This window comes from Caballeronia sp. PC1, assembly GCF_021353155.1.
Lineage (GTDB): Bacteria > Pseudomonadota > Gammaproteobacteria > Burkholderiales > Burkholderiaceae > Caballeronia > Caballeronia cordobensis.
The window spans coordinates 1,032,964-1,049,357 of the sequence record NZ_JAJUBH010000001.1 but is presented as its reverse complement, the minus strand read 5'-3'; the positions used below and the strand labels follow the sequence as shown (position 1 = coordinate 1,049,357).

The following is a 16,394-nucleotide window of genomic DNA, read 5'->3' as shown; positions in this document are numbered from 1 at the left end:
CCACGCTTTGACGAGTCGCATCGCGGGCGCGGACGCCTTTTCCCTGCGTGCGCCGCATGCGCCGATCTGGAAATATAATGAACTCGCCATTCCCTTACCGTGCGGTCTTTCCACACGCAAGCACGGGCGGCTGACCGCCGTTCGTCCAAGGCCACTATGAGCAAAATCGCAGGCCACAGCTCCGCGCAAGCGAACGGTTCGGCCGTCCTCCAGGCCCCGTCGTACAGAGTGATTGCATACGGAATCCTCGCGGGTGCGGCGCTCTTCGGCGTGTGGTGGATTGGCATCCAGCAGCTTCTCTTGATGTGTCCCATCGGCACCTTTGCCGCGTCGGCCCGCGCGTGGCTGCTCGCGGGAGCAGCCGTGTCCGCCCTGCTGCTCGCGAGCCTCATTTTCGTCCTCGGCAGGCAACGCGCCGTGCAGGCGGGCGTGGATCGGACAAGCATGAGCCACGCTCGACTCGAGAGCATCATCCGGTCTACGACCGACGCCATCATCACCATCGACTCCGCGCAGCGCATTCTCCTGTTCAACCCGATGGCGGAGCGTGTTTTTCAGTGCGCTGCAAGCGATGCCATCGGCGGCCCGCTGTCGCGCTTCATCCCCGAACGTTACCGTGCGGGGCATGAACATCAGGTTCGGCAGTTCGGCAAGACCGGCGTCTCGGATCGTCAGATGGGTCCGCAGCGCGTCTTGTACGGACTGCGCGCCGACGGAGAGGAGTTTCCCATCGAAGCATCGATATCGCAGGTCGAAGATGACGATGAGAAGCTATTCACCGTGATTCTGCGCGACGTGACCGAGCGCGTGAAGGCGGACGCGGCGCTCAGGCAGTCACGCGAGGAATTGCGCGCGCTCTCCGCGAATCTCCAGGATGTTCGCGAGCAGGAAAAGACCCGGGTCGCACGTGAACTGCACGACGATCTGGGACAAACGCTCAGCGCGCTCAAGATGAACGTGTTCGCACTGCACGCGCAGCTTGGCACACATGTCTTGCTGAATGAGGACGTTGGCACGCAGTTGCAGCGCATGGTCGGTCTGATCGATCGCAACATCGCATCGCTCAGACGTATCGCGGCGCATCAGCGGCCCGTCATGCTTGACGACCTCGGATTGCAGGCGGCCATCGACTGGCTCGTCGACGATTTCATGCAACGTCACGGAATCGGCATCGAACACAGCATCGAGACCGGCGAAATTGCGTTCAAGGCCGACGCGGCCACGGCGATTTTCCGTATCATCGAAGAAGGGCTGACGAATGTCGTGCAGCATGCGCATGCGAGCCATGTCGATCTGTCGCTGCGTGCCGACAGCGACAATTGCGTGCTGCGTATCGGGGACGACGGCATCGGCGCCTCGGCCTTGCCGGCCGCGAACAGCAAATCCTTCGGCCTGCTCGGCGTGCGTGAACGGGCCAACGCGCTAGGCGGCCGGGTCTTCATCGATTCAATGCCGGAAAACGGCTTCGTGCTGACAGTCGTCCTGCCGCGCGAGGCGGTGCGAGACAAGGAAGCGCAACCATGACCACGAGAGTGCTGATTGCGGATGATCACGCAATGGTGCGCGACGGGCTACGGCAAATCCTCGCCAACGCCCGCGATTTCGAAGTGGCCGGTGAAGCCAACGACGCCGCGAGCACGCTCGCCTTGGTGCGCTCGACACCAGCGCAGGTCCTGGTGCTCGATCTGTCTATGCCGGGCCGAAGCGGCATCGATTTGCTCAAGCAGATCAAGGACGAGATACCCGCGCTGCGCATTCTGGTGCTCACGATGCACGCCGAGCAGCAATATGCCGCACGCGCATTCAAGGGCGGCGCATCGGGGTATCTGACCAAGGAGAGCGCGAGCGCGGAATTGCTTGCCGCCATCACCAAGGTGGCCGCAGGCGGCGCATACGTGAGCGTAGCGATGGCGGAGCGCTTTGCGCAAAGCCTGACCGAACCGGCCGGCGCGCTGCCGCATGAACGCCTGTCGGACCGGGAATTCGAGGTGTTTCGCCGTCTTTGCGCGGGCGAATCCATCAATCGGATCAGCGAGACGCTCTCCGTGAGCGCGAAGACCGTCAGCACCTACAAGGCGCGCATTCTGGAAAAGATGCAGATGCCGCACGAGGCGGCGCTGGTGCGCTATGCGGTACGTCACAAACTTTTCGACGATGACACCGACGACGCCTGAGTCCTGCGGTCAATGATCCGTCAGGATTTCCCTACACGCCTGCCGAAATCCCTACCGAACTTTCCGCGATCGCCGATTTAATTTTGAGATGACGCGGCCAATAATTCGATGCATGGATTCATCCGCCGCGCATCGAGAGGCTGAGCTTCCCGGCATCTGGCCCGTACGCGCGAACCCAGTTCGACAGGAGACATAGCATGTTCCCAGTGAACGAAGGCAGGTCCCTCGGCCCGCGATCGGAAGCCCCCGCACCGCGCCGCGCTTTCCAGATAGCGGATGTCTCTCGGCCTCCCGCTGCACGCAAGGCCGTGCGTTGCTCAACCTGCTCGATGCAGGATGTCTGCATGCCGAGCGGACTTTCGGCAGACGAATGTGAGCGGCTCGATGAGATCATCTGCTCGACGCGAACCGTGCGGCGCGGCGAAACGCTGTACCGGACCGGAGACGACTTCCAGAGCGTCTACGCGGTGCGCAGCGGCTGCTTCAAAACGGTGGTCGTGCATCGTGACGGGAATGAGCAAGTCACGGGCTTTCACCTGGCGGGCGATGCACTCGGTCTCGACGGCGTCAGCTCGGATCACCACGGATGCGATGCAATCGCGCTCGAAGACAGTGTGGTCTGCATCATCCCGTTCGACCTCCTCGAACTGCTCTGCCGCGAGGTCAAGACGATCCAGCATCACGTGCATCGCCTCATGAGCAGCGAGATCGTGCGCGAGTCCAACCTCATGTTATTGCTCGGCACGATGACGGCGGAGCAACGGGTCGCAGCATTTCTGCTCAACATTTCGACGCGCATGAAAGCGCGCGGCTATTCACCCGCTCAGTTCGTCTTGCGCATGACGCGCGAAGAGATCGGAAGTTATCTCGGCCTCAAGCTGGAGACGGTGAGCCGGATGTTCTCGAAGCTGCAGAAGGCCGGCGTGGTCGATGCGCGTGGCAAGGAAGTGCGAATCCTGGATCAGGCAGGTCTCGAAAGCGTGTGAGCATGGCCGCTTCAGCGTTCGCGCTTGGCGCGTGACAAGCATTGATTCAGGTCAACGGTCCGGGACGGGCACGCTCGCATCATCACAGTGTCCCCCTTCCGTTTATGCGCCATGCTCACTCTCCTTCCTCCCGACTCGCACGCCCGGTCACACGTCGTCCATGTTCGCGCCCGCCACATCGCGCTGGCTGCGCTTCTTGCCGGGTTGCTGCTCTTCGCTTCGCGAGCGCTCGCCCAGTCCGAGCCGACTGCCCTTATCGATCAGCAGCATTGCATGTTCTGTCACACCATCGATGCGCCTTTCCTCGCTCCGTCGTTCCAGGAGATCGCGAACCGTTACCGCGATGACCCGGATGCCCGGATCATGCTCGAACATAAGCTCCGTGTAGGCGGCCGAGCGCACTGGGGCAACATGGCCATGCCGTCGCCCGCGGAGCGCGGCGGCCCGCTCTCGCCCGAGGACGCGCATACGCTCGTCGAATGGGTGCTGCGTCATTGACTCTCTGTCAAAGGAAATCGGCTATGCGTATCACCATCAAGCTCGATGCATTCGATCACACCAGCGAATCCGCTTTCGCCGTACTGTGGCTCGACCGGGAAAACGGACGCTGGTCCCGCGAAGGACACGAGTGCCTCGACATTCCAGTGTGGGGAACGTGGAAGTCCGAAGCTGGCGGCATGCTGTTGCTCGATGCGGCCACGTCGAATGCGCTTCTCATGCTTCACGGGTTGCGGCTGAGCACAACGGGCGACGGGCGCTCTGCGGAAGGCGCGCTTCAAAACGTTGCCGATAAGAAGTGGGAATCGCAAAGAGGCCGCGCCGATTACTTCGGATGCGGCGCAAACAGCGAACCTCGTCCGCTGGACCACGGCCACTGGCATGTGCAGTGCGTCGATCGCGAGCGCATCGTTGCCGAGCACGAGGTTTTTTCCGACGAGCCAGATGCGGTTAGCGGCGGCAGTGCGTGCCCAGGCGATCCCGGCTCGTTTGCAACGTAAGATGCGCTCGGACCCGCTCGAAAGCGTCAGCCCAGAAGCGCTCACCCATTGCGCCTTTGCCGAAGCAGGCGCATGGCATTGTCGAATGCCTGGTGAATGGCCACCCCGACATCCGCGTCCGAACCCCGTTCGATAGGAATCAGGTTGAATTCACGGGTCACCAGATCGAGCCTGGCATCGTATCGCCGGTCCCCCGACGCGTCGCGATACGCTTCGATCGTGAGATGGCAATTGGCGATGTCTTGCGCGGCGCGTTCGAGCCTCACGAGCTCGACGCCAGCTTCGCGTTCAACGTTGTTGTTACCGATGAAGCCTTGATAGGCGATTTGCATTCCGAGGCCCATGACGTTTTCTCTCCCGCCGACTGCTTTCGTTGCCAGCTTGCCTGATGGACCTGGCGTTCGACACACACGTTGCAACGTTACCCATCCTCTGCTTTCGACGCTTGCCCTGAATTGACCCACATCAACTTGTGTGCGATCACGCGGCGTCGTCCGCCGGTCCAAGGAGAGGCGCCAGGATGAAGCCACGAAAATTCGTCTCGATACTACGGATCTGAGCGGCGCATTGCGTGTAGAGCAAACCAGGGCCACCGTCCATGCCGTACATGCCCTTGCACATTCCTTTGAGCCTGATTCGCGCGCGCTCACTTCCCGGTTCCACTGCGGTGCGCGTGGCCCATAGATAGACGACGCCGGCTTCGAGCGGCCGTCCTGTTTCGATTTGGGCCTGGTCCGCACGTCGTATGCGCGTGGCGGAGTAACGCGCGACATACTGGCGCGTGCGTTCCCAACGTTGCGTACACTCGCTGATGCCGGAACAGTCGACCGACGCGAACTCTCGCGCCTGCATAAGCGCTGCTTCGGTCTGCTCGAATCGAGTCCAACGCGCTTCCGATGCGCACGCGCCGAGACCTGCCAGCAAGATTGCGCAGATAGCCCGCCTCTTCATCTTCGGCTCCGTTCCTCTTTCCGTTGATGAAAGGACGATACCGGCCCGGATCGTTTGCCGATTGATCTGGCTCAGCGAAGCGCGCCGTGTTACAGCAGATTCACCGAAGCGGGCGCTTTGCCTCGACTGCTTTTGAAGCTTCGGGCGCGAGAAGCTCGTGCAGCACGCGCAGGTCATCCCGCATGCCACGCCGACAAAGCATGGTGCGATTGACTTGCGTCAACCGGGTCGCCGCGCCGCCTCCTTAGACTCGGTGCCTGTCAGTTCACTTTTGCAGGTCTCGACTCAAAGGAGTCAGGCATGAGCTATAAAACGATTCTGGTGCACCTCGACACGAGCGTGCGCGCACACCCCAGACTGGAAGCCGCGTTGCAGTTGGCCAAGCGCTTCGACGCGCATTTCATCGGACTCTTTGCCGTCTTCGAGCCCGCACCGCGCGCCTTCGAAGTCATGGCGGGCACCGCCGGATATTACGAGCAGCACGCGGCCATGCGCAGAGAACAGCGCGGCGCGATCGAGCGGCTTTTTCATGCGGAGATCAAGCGCGCGGCCGTGTCGGGCGAATGGGTCGAAACGCATGAGCGGGCGAACCATGCTGTTCCGCGCTATGCACGATGCGCAGATCTCGTGATTGCGGGCCAGGACGATCCGAGCGACCCCGAATCCTACGTCGGCGATCACTTCCCGGAAACCGTCATCCTCTCCTCTGGCCGCCCGGTCCTGCTCCTCCCGTACACCGGCTTCTTCTCTTCAGTCGGCCAACATCCGATGATCGCCTGGGATGGCGGCCGGGAAGCAACACGCGCCGTGCATGATGCCCTGCCCTTTCTCAAGGGAGCCGAGCGTGTCTCGATCGTCAGCATCGATACGGCCCGAGGCGAGGCGCGCGGCGACCCGATTCCGGGCGCGGACATCGCTGCGTGCATCGCGCGGCACGGCGTCAAGGCCGAAGTCTTGTCGGCCGGCATCACGTCAGATACATCCGCGGGCGAATTGCTGCTGTCCCGGGCTGCGGACCTGGGAGCGGACCTCGTGGTGATGGGCGGCTATGGACATGCACGATGGCAGGAACTCGTGCTCGGCGGCGCAACGAAAACGTTCCTGGCGGCGATGACTGTGCCCGTCCTGATGTCTCACTGACCTTCATGACGCGGGGGACCATTTTCGAGGGAAACGGCATCATGAACTGGAAAACCATTCTTGTGCATCTGGACGACAGCCGCCGTTGCGAGACGCGCACGCGCTTGGCGTTGGATATCGCTCGTCGTTTCGACGGCCATGTCGTCGGGCTCTACCTGGTGTGTCAGGATCTGGGTCATCACCTGTTCGACCCGGACGAGCCGCTGGTGCGCCTTGCACGTGAAGAGACGCTTCGGATCTCTCGCGACAACGCACGTGCGGCGTTCGAGCACGCAGCACAGCTAGCCGGCGTCATCGGGGAATGGCGTGCGCCGACCGGCTCCGTGCACGATGCGGCTACGTTGCATGGCCGCCATGCCGATGTGATCGTACTCGGACAGGACGACGCCGACGATCCCGAGGCCTTCATCGCCCGACACTTTGTAGAGAACATCGTGTTCGCTTCTGGCCGCCCGGTGCTGCTCGTACCGCGCGCTGGCGATATCGGGACGCTCGGCGAGAATGTGGCCATCGCGTGGGACGACAGTCGGGAAGCCGCTCGCGCCGTCGCTGACGCGCTGCCCATCCTGCGTGGCGCGCGTTTCGTCGAGGTCATGACCGTCGAGCGCAACCGGAACGAGCAAGCGCCCGCGGGCATCGAGATCGCCGCCTATCTCGAGCGTCAAGGCGTGCGTGCGAGCTTTTCATCGACGCCCCGCCTTCGCGGCGAAAACACGGGGATGACGTTGATCGATAGAGCGAACAGCGTGCACGCCGACGTGCTTGTCGCGGGTGCCTATGCCCACTCGCGCGGACTCGAACAGGTGCTTGGCGGAGTCACGCGCACTCTGCTGGAGACTTCGACGCTGCCGGTTCTGCTGTCGCACTGAAAACGGCCTTAGGCCTGCGGATATCAGCGATGTCTTGTCAGTCGGCGTTTTTCCAGATCGTGTACTCAAGGACCGCGACTCCGATAATAATCACAATCAGCACGGCGATACCGACTAACCCCAGAATCTTGCTCATTGCATCAGCTCACGAGTGTTGGTCCGAGCGTTCAGGTTATGACCGAGAGCACCGTGGCTGATTGACCTGGATTAAGACTTTCTGCTTTTCACGCAGCGCGAACCAACGCGCTTGTCGAGACACGCCGGGAAGGAAAAAGTATCCTTCATTCCATCGCGAGCACAGAAGCGCTCGCGGTCATGAATGTGCCCAATGAAGATGCGGAGATGGCCATGTCGATTGATATCGCGAGTTTCACGCCCGTCCTGTCGATGACTGGCGGCGCGGTGATTGGCGCTGCGGCTGCCGTGCTTGTTTTGTTAAACGGACGTATCGCCGGCATCAGCGGCATTCTCGGTGGCCTGCTGGGCGCGCCGCAGAAAGATGCGGGTTGGCGTGTCGCTTTTCTTGCGGGGCTAATTGGAGCACCTGTGCTGGCAAGTCTGCTCGGAAACCCGGTCGCGCCGGATATTCAGGCTGGGTGGGGCGTAGTACTTGTCGCAGGCTTTCTCGTTGGCATCGGCACGCGTTACGCAAGCGGTTGCACAAGCGGTCATGGTGTTTGCGGCATCTCGCGGGGATCCATCCGGTCACTTATCGCAACGGCAACGTTTATGGCAAGTGGTTTTCTGACCGTATTCGTGTCCCGACATCTGCTGGGAGGTTGAAATGGGCTTGCTCGCAGCTTTAATGTCCGGGCTTCTGTTTGGCGTCGGTCTGATGGTCTCCGGCATGGCCAATCCAGCGAAGGTGCTGGGATTTCTCGACCTCGCGGGACGATGGGACCCGTCACTTGCATTCGTGATGGCAGGGGCGATAGCGGTCGGCTCTATCGCGTTCCTGTTTGCAAAGCGCCGCAAAATATCGCTGCTGGGTCTGCCCATGCAGATTCCTGCCGGTACCTCCGTGACGTTGAGACTTGTGCTGGGAAGCGCGGTGTTCGGCGTTGGCTGGGGGCTTGCAGGATTCTGCCCGGGGCCCGCACTGGTCGCAATGGGCGCCGGCTTTCCGAAGGCGTGGGGCTTTGTGGGCGCGATGCTGGGCGGCATGATGGTGTTCGAGTTCATCGAGCGCGCGAAGCTGACGCGGCAGCGGGCCTAAGATGCTATGCATTTACTTGAGCGTCGCCGCCTGTCTTACGGAGATGGCGCAATCAAGCTCAGTCTGACTACGCGGAAGTTTCATCCAATGAAACCGACCATACTTGCGCCGCACTTGTGTCCTTGGAAGCAGCGTGCAGGACGGGGAATGTCAATGCGACACCGACAGTCAGCGCAACTAGTGGACTGTAACGTTTAAATGGGAAGTATCATTGCGTCTTGGGAGGACGCGATGAACTTGACCGAAAGCGAAATCATGGAACTGCAGCGGCGAGCCAGTGCGAGGACCGTGCGAGCGGATTCGGCACGTCGCGCTCGCCTGATCTTGCTGCTCGCTGACGGGCTGACCTGGTCGGAGATCAGAGCCAAGCTCGATTGCAGCGACAGCTACATCGATCGCTGGAGCAAGCGCTTCGCTGCGGAGCGGTTGGCGGGCTTGTTCGCTCGTCACACCGGGCGCGAACGCTACAAGGTGACCGATCGCGTGGAAGCACGAGTGCTTGCGCGTACGACCAGGCACACGCCCGCGGACGGCTCCACGCACTGGTCCACGCGCAAGCTCGCGGCCGAACTCGGCGGCGACATCTCGCACATGACTGTGGCCCGCATCTGGGCCAAACACGGCATCAAGCCGCATCGGCTGGAGGGCTACCTTGCCTCCAATGACCCGGACTTCGAGACCAAGGCGGCCGATGTCATCGGGCTGTATCTCAACCCGCCGCAGCATGCGGCCGTATTCAGCGTCGACGAGAAGACTGCCATTCAGGCGCTCGATCGCAAAGACCCTGTGCTACCCCTGTCGCCGGGACGCGCCGAGCGTCACGGCTTCGAGTACCTCAGACACGGCACGCTTTCGCTGTACGCCGCCTTCAATACAAAGACTGGCGAAGTCCTCGGCAAGACGGCAACGCGGCATACCTCGGCCGAGTTCGTAGCGTTCCTGAGCGACCTCGTGGCCAACCAACCCCGCGGCAAAGAAATTCATGTCATTGCCGACAACCTCTCGGCGCACAAGACCCGGCAGGTCGATGCGTTTCTCAGCGAGCACCCGCAAGTTCATATGCACTTCACCCCGACCTATTCGTCCTGGCTCAACCAGGTGGAGTTATGGTTCGCCAAGATCGAGCGTGACGTGATCTCGCGCGGCGTGTTCACCTCGGTACCCGATCTCAAGCGAAAGCTCATGCGCTACATCCGCAAATACAACGAGCAACCCAAACCCGTAAAGTGGAAGTACTTTGACCCAACACGTCGAATTACTCCCGTTTCAATCGTTACAGGCCACTAGAAGCCTTTTCATATCTCCTCCCTGGACGCGCCATTCGACAACGAACAGAGCGTGTGCAGTCATCGTGCACACGAGGCTACAGGTCTGCACCGACCTTCCCTTGACGCTGGTCAACGAAGAAGCAGTAGGCAGCGGGCAAACGATGCGATTGCTGCAAGCGGCGAAATGCTGGCCCACTGTCCGTGACTTGAACGAGGTCAATAACCCGTCTGTGAGAGGATCTGCGATACGACGTAGATGGCGCGAACGCTGCTCGCGAACGCTTGCGAAGCGATGGGTTATCGGAAGCCGCGAGTGAGCAAGATCATTCGACTGGCCGCCCAAACTCAGAAATCGGATTGCACAACTGCCGAACCTGTCGGCCCGGCTACGTCGACTGTGCCCTTTTGAACCTCAATCAGAATCAGAGCATGCGTCGAAGCACGGAGTCACGCAATACAAAGCGGTGAAAGAAGGCGGCAGCGATATGCAGAGCAATTACCGCAAACAATACCCACGCGAGCACGCTGTGAATGTCCCCCAGCGCCATTCCAACGGATGAACCTTTCGCCGCAAGCGCCGGAAAAGGCAGCATGCCGAATAGGTTCACCATCCAGCCACGTGCCGACGCATTTGCCCATCCCGCAAGCGGCACCGCAAGAAGCAAGCCGTACAGAAGCAGGTGAGTCGCTTTTGATGCGAACATCAGTGTGGGCGAGAGCCTGGCCGGTTCCGGCGCATGGGTGACGCGCCAGATGATTCGAAGTACCATGGCTGCGACAATCGCCGCACCCACGCTCAAGTGCCAGGCTATCTCGCCAGTCGGCAACGTATCGCGATGCACGTCCGGCATCGTCCAACCGATGATGAATTGAGCCAGAATGAGACCGGCGATAAGCCAGTGGAGTACACGGGCGACCGGACTGTACACGTAACTCTGCGAATGATTCTCAACCACTTTGCGTCCGACTCCTATAAAGGCGAAGGCGCCGATATTAGCGCGGCCGACCTGAGGACAACCTTAAAGGCCTGTTCCTGCTTTGAAAGACTAACCCCTTAGACTACCGACGGAAATCCTGGTTGCAGACCTGGTGGAACGAACATGCGCATCCTGTTGGTTGAAGACGATGACCTTATTGGCAGCGGCCTTGAAGCAGGTCTGCGCAATGCAACATTCGCGATCGATTGGGCGAAAGACGGACGCCACGCCAAACTTGCGTTGTCGACGACACACTACGACATGGTTGTGCTCGACTTGGGACTGCCCGGTCTTACGGGAACGAGTTTGCTCGCTCAGTTGCGGGCAGAAGGCAACCTCGTACCCGTTCTCGTCCTGACAGCGCGGGACACCGCCGAGGACCGCATAGCGGGACTGGACGCCGGCGCCGACGACTATGTCGGAAAGCCTTTCGATCTCGGCGAGGTCATCGCGCGCTGTCGCGCGTTGATGAGGCGCTCGCAGAACCGCGCCGCAGAGAAGCTCGTATGGCACGACCTGACCGTGGATCCGGCGGCGATGACCGTCATGAAGGGTGATGCGCTCCTCCCACTCACCTCACGCGAATTCAGCGTACTGGTTCACCTGCTCGTGCACGTCGGCGAACCGCAACGCAAGGCCAAAATCGAGGAAAGCATCTACGGCTGGAATGAGGAGGTGGAAAGCAACGCCATCGAGGTCTATATCTCTGGGCTCAGAAAGAAAATCGGCATGGACGCAATTCGAACCATTCGTGGAGTGGGTTACGTGATGGAGAAACCATGAACTCGAGACAGCCGTCGATTCGAAACCGTTTGATGTCGCTTGTTCTGTTGAGTGTCGGGCTCTCGTGGGTCGCAATGTTTATATGGAGCTTCCACGCGGCGCGTCATGAAGTGACCCAGTGGGATGAAACGCGACTGATTCAGCTTGTTCCGTTGCTTTCCCGACTTGACGCCGACGATCTGGCAAAGTTGGCAGCGCATGGTATCGATGCTCGTAACGAGATTCCCGATCATGCTCGTTCCGTTGAACATGATTCTGATTACGGCGACCGGTTTGTGCACGTTCATGTGATCGGGCCGGATGGCGGTACGATCGCTAGAAGCAGCGATTTTCCCGTTAGCGACGTCGCCGCCTATCCTACTAACGGAATCACGGAGGTCGATGCGGGAAACGGAAGGTGGCTGCGATACACCGCTCGCGACGCCCAAAGCGGGAGAACCATCAGCCTCATGGAGCCCGTCAACGAAGAGAGCGACCTTGTAAGCGGCGTGGCGGCACGCATCGCACGACCCGTCCTCCTCATCCTTCCCATCATGATGGCTTTGGTCTGGTTTAGCATCGGGTTTAGCCTGCGCCCCCTTGCGTCGCTCTCGAAGGCAGTACAGGCTCGAGACGGCCGGAATCTTCGCCCTATTGAAATTGCGCGGTCGCCGAGGGAATTTAGCGCGGTCGTGGCGGCCACGAACGGCCTCCTCGAGCGTCTACGCATGTCGCTCGCTCGAGAGCGGACTTTCACCGCCGATGCAGCGCATGAACTGAAGACGCCCCTTGCCGCCATCAAAGTGCAGGCCCAGGTCGCCATGGCTTCGGACGATGCTGCTCAACAACGTCTGGCGCTTGAGCGGGTGGTCCTTGGGGTAGACCGGAGCGCTCGTCTCGTCGAGCAATTGCTGTTGCTCGCGCGTCTCGATGAGGAGGCCGGGATCAAGTTGTCAAAGCTCGCGATTCGCGATGTTGTTGCTGAGGCGATAGCCTTCAGACGGCAGGCGGCCCATGACAAGTCGATAAGTTTGCGAATCTCGGGCGACGAACGAGCGGAAGTCTACGCGGACCGAGTTCTCCTACGGGTGCTAGTCGACAATCTGCTCGACAATGCGATCAAGTATGGCAAGACCGGAGGGATGGTCGATTTCAATCTGGGCATGGATGCGCAATCGGTTCGTTTGACAGTTCGTGATGATGGCCCTGGCGTAAGTCCCGAGGAGATGAACCGCCTGACCGACCGATTCTTCAGGGGCTCGTCTGCGACAGCAAGTGGCAGCGGATTGGGCCTGTCTATCGTTTCCCGTATTGCAAGTCGATGCGGAAGCGAGATGAGGCTCGACACCGGACTCAACGGACAAGGGCTTGGGGTTTGGGTCACGTTCCCCGTCGCCCCAAGCTCCAGCAATCTGCCGGACTCTTCAAGCAACACGTCTGCTCGCAACGACCGCACAGCAGTGGCGTGACGCCCTTTACCTAAGGTCGAATGACAAATTCCTTGCGGGCCAGACGAAGATAGAGAATCACGAGTGCAAGTGAGGGACAACTGCTATCGACGAGCACGGGGCGGCCGAAGCCTGCGTCGAAGACATTCTGACATTCGAGGGCTCGCCGAAACGCTCGCATTGCTCGATGCCTGACTGCCATGATGGACACGGCGAGACTGCATACCGCGATAAGTCGGAACAAGGAGCCTTCAAAGATAGTGTCGGACATGTGAAAGATTAAAACCGCAATCACAATGCCTCCGTTGATACAGACCGCCACAATAGAAGCGGTCATAAGATAGGCGCGCAGCATATCAACGGTAGTGCGACTCATGCTCATTTTCGACTCCTCTCATCAACGCACGTCGCAACATGGACTTCGCAGAATGAATGCTAGGGAATCGAAGCTGAAGCAAAGCTTAAAAGGGTGGCGGGATATGAGGACTCACAGACAAGTGCGCGTCGATGCACCGAGCGCTCAAATCGCCTTCAGTTGAAAAAGAAAACCCCACGTCGAGAAAACGTGGGGTTGGTCAGCAGTCTGAAGCCGCTTCTTCGTGGAAGCGGCTCTTTTTAGCGCGGGTGAGTCCACCGGCAGGTCATGCCGTCCTGCCCGAAACCGGGTCCTCCTGCGAGCGCATCAACACCTCCAGCACCTCGCGCGCCGTGTTCTCCGAATGCTCACGCAGAATTCGCGGCAAATCGCGATGCGCAGGATCTTCGAGCGCGGCAAGAATCGCCTCGTGCTCGCTCGCGGACTCCGCCCAACGCAAGGTATCCGCGTTGGCCGCGCCGCGCGCACGATGCACCTTCGACATGAGCGTCGAATACACGCCCGCGAGCACCGGATTGGCCGCGGCGTCGATGATCGCCTGGTGGATCTGCTGATTCAGCTTGAAGTATTCGAGCCGCTTGCCGGCCTGGTGATATTCGACCATGCGCCGATGCCGGGCCGCGATCGCCGCGACTTCGTTATCCGTGATGCGCTGGCTCACCAGTTCACCCGCCATCGCTTCGAGGCCATGCAGCAGTTCGAACGTCGCGACGAGATCGTCGAGGTCGATTTCGGCCACGCGATAGCCGATGTATTGCCGATGCGTCACCCGCCCCTCCGAGGTCAGCACCTTCAGCGCCTCGCGCAATGGCGTCTTCGAAACGTCGAAGGCCGTGCTCAGTTCCTTTTCGTCGATGCGCGCGCCGGGCGGCAGTTCGCCCTCGTCGATCATGACGCGCAGGCGCGCGGCGATCTCCGCAGCCATGCCGCGGGTGCGCAAGAGAAGGGGATTCTTGGTCGTCTGGTTCATCGTAGTGCAAGCTTATCACGAAGTTGGTGAAAACCCTGCACCGAGATCGTGCCAGTCAAATTTCAATAAAACCAAGCGTTTACACTGTTTGTAATTATAAATTTCTAATCCTATACTCTGTCCAACGTTGCGCGACGTCACGAAAACATCCGCCTATCCAGGAGCCCGTTCATGTCTTCAACATCCGGTGTTGCCGCAATGACGGTGGGCAAGTCCACCGTCCGCTGGAAGATTTTCGTCGTCATGCTGAGCCTCATCGCGATCAACTACATCGACCGCGCGTCGCTGTCGGTCGCGATGCCGCTCATTTCGAAAGAGTTCGACATCGGTCCGGCGATGGAGGGCCTCATCCTCTCGTCGTTCTTCTGGACTTATGCGGTCATGCAGATTCCCGGCGGCATGCTCGCCGACCGCTTCAAGCCGCGCATCGTGATCGCCTCCGCGACCGTCTTCTGGGGCTTTTTCCAGGCCATCGCGGCGGTCTGCACGAACGCGCCGAGCCTGCTGCTCACGCGCCTCGGGCTTGGCGCATCCGAAGCGCCGATCTACCCGGCGGGCGGCAAGCTCAACGCGATCTGGATGACGCAGACCGAGCGCGGCCGCGGCGCCACGCTGCTCGACGGCGGCGCACCGCTCGGCGCGGCGCTGGGGGCGATCCTGATCACCGGCCTCATCGCCATGCTCGGCTCGTGGCGGCTCGCGTTCGCGGTGGCGGGCATCGGCACGGTGCTCGCGGGCATCCTCGCTTGGTCCTACGTGCGCAATACCCCTCGCGAGCATCCGGGCGTCAACGAACTCGAAGCTGCGTATATCGAGGAATCGCACGCCCGCGACGCCGCCGCCGAACCGTCGTCACTCTCCGGCCGCTCACGCGACTTCTTCAAGTACCGCTCGGTGTGGTGCATGTTTTTCGGCTGGATGTGCTTCAACAGTGTGTTCTACGGCCTGCTCACGTGGATGCCCAACTACCTTCACATGGTTCACGGCTTCGACATCAAGCAGATGGGCGGTTCGAGTTTCATCATCTTCTTCAGCGGCTTCGTCGGCGAGCTGATCGGCGGATGGATCGCGGACAAATGGAAGGCGGCCGGCGGACGTCCGAATGTCGTGATGCGCACGCTCTTCAGCATCGCGGCGGTCATCGCAACGGTGTCGATCTTCTCGGTGGCGTATGTGACGAATGCCGTGGCGGTCGTCGCCCTGCTCTCTTCGACGCTCTTCTTCCTGCGCTGGTGCGGTCTCTACTGGTGCATTCCGTCGTCGCTCGGCACGCGCAACAAGATCGGCTTTCTCGGCGGCTTCATGAATCTCGGCGGCAACATTGGCGGCATTGCGGTGCCGATCATCGTCGGCGCGATCGTGCAGTTCACGCACTCCTACTTTCTCGCGCTGATGTTCTTCGCGGCGGCCGGCGTCGGCTTGCTGCTGTGCTCCAGCGCCATCGATTACGAAAAGAAGATTCCCGTGTAAGCGGAATCGCCAATGCAGCAACGCTTCGCTCAATTCACACCAGAGATATCACGATGAAAAAACGCACCTTGCTCGGCATGCTCACGCCTTCGTCCAACACGTCGCTCGAACCGCTCACGAGCGCGATGGTTTCGGGCTTGCCCGGCGTGTCCGCGCATTTCGCGCGCTTTCCGGTGACGGAGATCTCGCTCGCGGATCACGCGCTCGGCCAGTTCGACGACTCGAAGATCCTGCAGGCGGCGCAGTTGCTCGCCGATGCCAAAGTCGACGTGATCGCATGGAACGGCACGTCGTCGGGCTGGCTCGGCTTCGAAGCCGACGAGCGCCTGTGCCGCCGCATCACGGAAGCGACGGGCATTCCGGCGACGACTTCGGTTCTCGCGCTGAACGAAGTACTGAAGAAGACCGATGCGCGCGAGTTCGGCCTCGTCACGCCTTACCTCGACGACGTGCAGGAGAAGATCATCTCGAACTATCGCAGCGAGGGCCTCGACTGCATCGCGGAGCGGCATCTGAATCTGAAGGTCAACTTCTCGTTCTCGGAAGTGCAGCCTGACGAAATTCGCCGCATGGTGCGCGAAGTGGCGAAGGACAAGCCGCGCGCGATTTCCATCTTCTGCACGAACCTGAACGCCGCGCATCTCGTGCCCGAGCTCGAAGAAGAAACCGGCATTCCGATCTACGACACCATCACGACGGTCGTATGGAAATCGCTGCAACTCGCCGACTACGACACGCGCAACGTGAAGGGCTGGGGGCGTCTCTTCAGCGACGTCGTCTAAAGGGACA

General features: G+C 60.6%; 19 protein-coding genes. 14 read left to right on the top strand and 5 right to left on the bottom strand.

Going from position 1 to position 16,394, the window contains the following annotated elements:
* The first annotated feature begins 156 nt into the window (after nucleotides 1–156).
* The 5 genes from LY284_RS05045 (at nucleotide 157) to LY284_RS05025 (ending at nucleotide 4,158) form a co-directional block, all read left to right on the top strand.
* Nucleotides 157–1,524, top strand: coding sequence for a PAS domain-containing sensor histidine kinase (locus LY284_RS05045; protein ID WP_233384833.1), 1,368 nt, complete (start codon nucleotides 157–159; stop codon nucleotides 1,522–1,524).
* Nucleotides 1,521–2,174, top strand: coding sequence for a response regulator transcription factor (locus LY284_RS05040; protein WP_045450555.1), 654 nt, complete (start codon nucleotides 1,521–1,523; stop codon nucleotides 2,172–2,174). Before LY284_RS05045 ends, LY284_RS05040 begins: the two co-directional genes overlap by 4 nt.
* Before the next feature lie 197 nt (nucleotides 2,175–2,371).
* Complete coding sequence (fnr, locus tag LY284_RS05035; RefSeq protein WP_233384831.1) at nucleotides 2,372–3,160, top strand: fumarate/nitrate reduction transcriptional regulator Fnr; 789 nt, start codon at nucleotides 2,372–2,374, stop codon at nucleotides 3,158–3,160.
* 207 nt (nucleotides 3,161–3,367) lie between these two features.
* Nucleotides 3,368–3,658, top strand: a complete 291-nt coding sequence (locus LY284_RS38595; protein WP_309243190.1) for a c-type cytochrome — start codon at nucleotides 3,368–3,370, stop codon at nucleotides 3,656–3,658.
* Nucleotides 3,659–3,681: 23 nt separating this feature from the next.
* Nucleotides 3,682–4,158, top strand: a complete 477-nt coding sequence (locus LY284_RS05025; protein WP_233384815.1) for a DUF3564 family protein — start codon at nucleotides 3,682–3,684, stop codon at nucleotides 4,156–4,158.
* Between the two features lie 41 nt (nucleotides 4,159–4,199).
* Here the strand turns inward: LY284_RS05025 and LY284_RS05020 are convergent, their stop codons facing one another.
* Nucleotides 4,200–4,502 carry a hypothetical protein gene (locus tag LY284_RS05020; RefSeq protein ID WP_014191408.1) on the bottom strand — a complete coding sequence of 101 codons (303 nt, stop codon included), beginning with the start codon at nucleotides 4,500–4,502 and terminating at the stop codon, nucleotides 4,200–4,202.
* A gap of 136 nt (nucleotides 4,503–4,638) precedes the next feature.
* Complete coding sequence (locus LY284_RS05015) at nucleotides 4,639–5,109, bottom strand: hypothetical protein (protein WP_233384814.1); 471 nt, start codon at nucleotides 5,107–5,109, stop codon at nucleotides 4,639–4,641.
* A 300-nt stretch (nucleotides 5,110–5,409) separates the two neighbouring features.
* Between LY284_RS05015 and LY284_RS05010 the strand changes: the two genes are divergently transcribed.
* The 5 genes from LY284_RS05010 to LY284_RS04990 all read left to right on the top strand — a co-directional run bounded on the left by LY284_RS05010 (nucleotide 5,410) and on the right by LY284_RS04990 (nucleotide 9,621).
* Nucleotides 5,410–6,249 carry a universal stress protein gene (locus LY284_RS05010; protein ID WP_233384811.1) on the top strand — a complete coding sequence of 280 codons (840 nt, stop codon included), beginning with the start codon at nucleotides 5,410–5,412 and terminating at the stop codon, nucleotides 6,247–6,249.
* Nucleotides 6,250–6,290: 41 nt separating this feature from the next.
* Nucleotides 6,291–7,118, top strand: a complete 828-nt coding sequence (locus LY284_RS05005; protein WP_233384803.1) for a universal stress protein — start codon at nucleotides 6,291–6,293, stop codon at nucleotides 7,116–7,118.
* 348 nt (nucleotides 7,119–7,466) lie between these two features.
* Nucleotides 7,467–7,901: a YeeE/YedE family protein gene (locus tag LY284_RS05000; RefSeq protein WP_233387138.1), complete on the top strand. Its 435-nt coding sequence runs from the start codon at nucleotides 7,467–7,469 to the stop codon at nucleotides 7,899–7,901.
* 1 nt (nucleotide 7,902) lies between these two features.
* Nucleotides 7,903–8,334, top strand: coding sequence for a DUF6691 family protein (locus LY284_RS04995; RefSeq protein ID WP_233384794.1), 432 nt, complete (start codon nucleotides 7,903–7,905; stop codon nucleotides 8,332–8,334).
* 231 nt (nucleotides 8,335–8,565) lie between these two features.
* Nucleotides 8,566–9,621: an IS630 family transposase gene (locus tag LY284_RS04990; RefSeq protein WP_233384792.1), complete on the top strand. Its 1,056-nt coding sequence runs from the start codon at nucleotides 8,566–8,568 to the stop codon at nucleotides 9,619–9,621.
* A 403-nt stretch (nucleotides 9,622–10,024) separates the two neighbouring features.
* Here LY284_RS04990 and LY284_RS04985 read toward each other — a convergent pair whose 3' ends face one another.
* On the bottom strand, nucleotides 10,025–10,558 hold the full coding sequence (locus LY284_RS04985; RefSeq protein WP_233384783.1) for a cytochrome b: 534 nt from the start codon (nucleotides 10,556–10,558) through the stop codon (nucleotides 10,025–10,027).
* A gap of 144 nt (nucleotides 10,559–10,702) precedes the next feature.
* Between LY284_RS04985 and LY284_RS04980 the strand changes: the two genes are divergently transcribed.
* Complete coding sequence (locus tag LY284_RS04980) at nucleotides 10,703–11,362, top strand: response regulator (protein ID WP_233384781.1); 660 nt, start codon at nucleotides 10,703–10,705, stop codon at nucleotides 11,360–11,362.
* Complete coding sequence (locus tag LY284_RS04975; protein ID WP_233384779.1) at nucleotides 11,359–12,810, top strand: ATP-binding protein; 1,452 nt, start codon at nucleotides 11,359–11,361, stop codon at nucleotides 12,808–12,810. Before LY284_RS04980 ends, LY284_RS04975 begins: the two co-directional genes overlap by 4 nt.
* Nucleotides 12,811–12,820: 10 nt before the next feature.
* Here the strand turns inward: LY284_RS04975 and LY284_RS04970 are convergent, their stop codons facing one another.
* Nucleotides 12,821–13,171, bottom strand: a complete 351-nt coding sequence (locus tag LY284_RS04970) for a hypothetical protein (RefSeq protein ID WP_233384772.1) — start codon at nucleotides 13,169–13,171, stop codon at nucleotides 12,821–12,823.
* A 259-nt stretch (nucleotides 13,172–13,430) separates the two neighbouring features.
* A complete protein-coding gene (locus LY284_RS04965) occupies nucleotides 13,431–14,135 on the bottom strand; it encodes a GntR family transcriptional regulator (protein ID WP_233384770.1) in 705 nt (234 codons plus the stop codon).
* A gap of 171 nt (nucleotides 14,136–14,306) precedes the next feature.
* Here LY284_RS04965 and LY284_RS04960 point away from each other — a divergent pair, with 171 nt between their 5' ends.
* The gene (locus LY284_RS04960; protein ID WP_014191416.1) at nucleotides 14,307–15,605 is read left to right on the top strand and encodes an MFS transporter; all 1,299 of its coding nucleotides are present in this window, start codon (nucleotides 14,307–14,309) and stop codon (nucleotides 15,603–15,605) included.
* Between the two features lie 53 nt (nucleotides 15,606–15,658).
* Nucleotides 15,659–16,387, top strand: coding sequence for an aspartate/glutamate racemase family protein (locus tag LY284_RS04955; protein WP_233384768.1), 729 nt, complete (start codon nucleotides 15,659–15,661; stop codon nucleotides 16,385–16,387).
* Nucleotides 16,388–16,394: the final 7 nt, after the last annotated feature.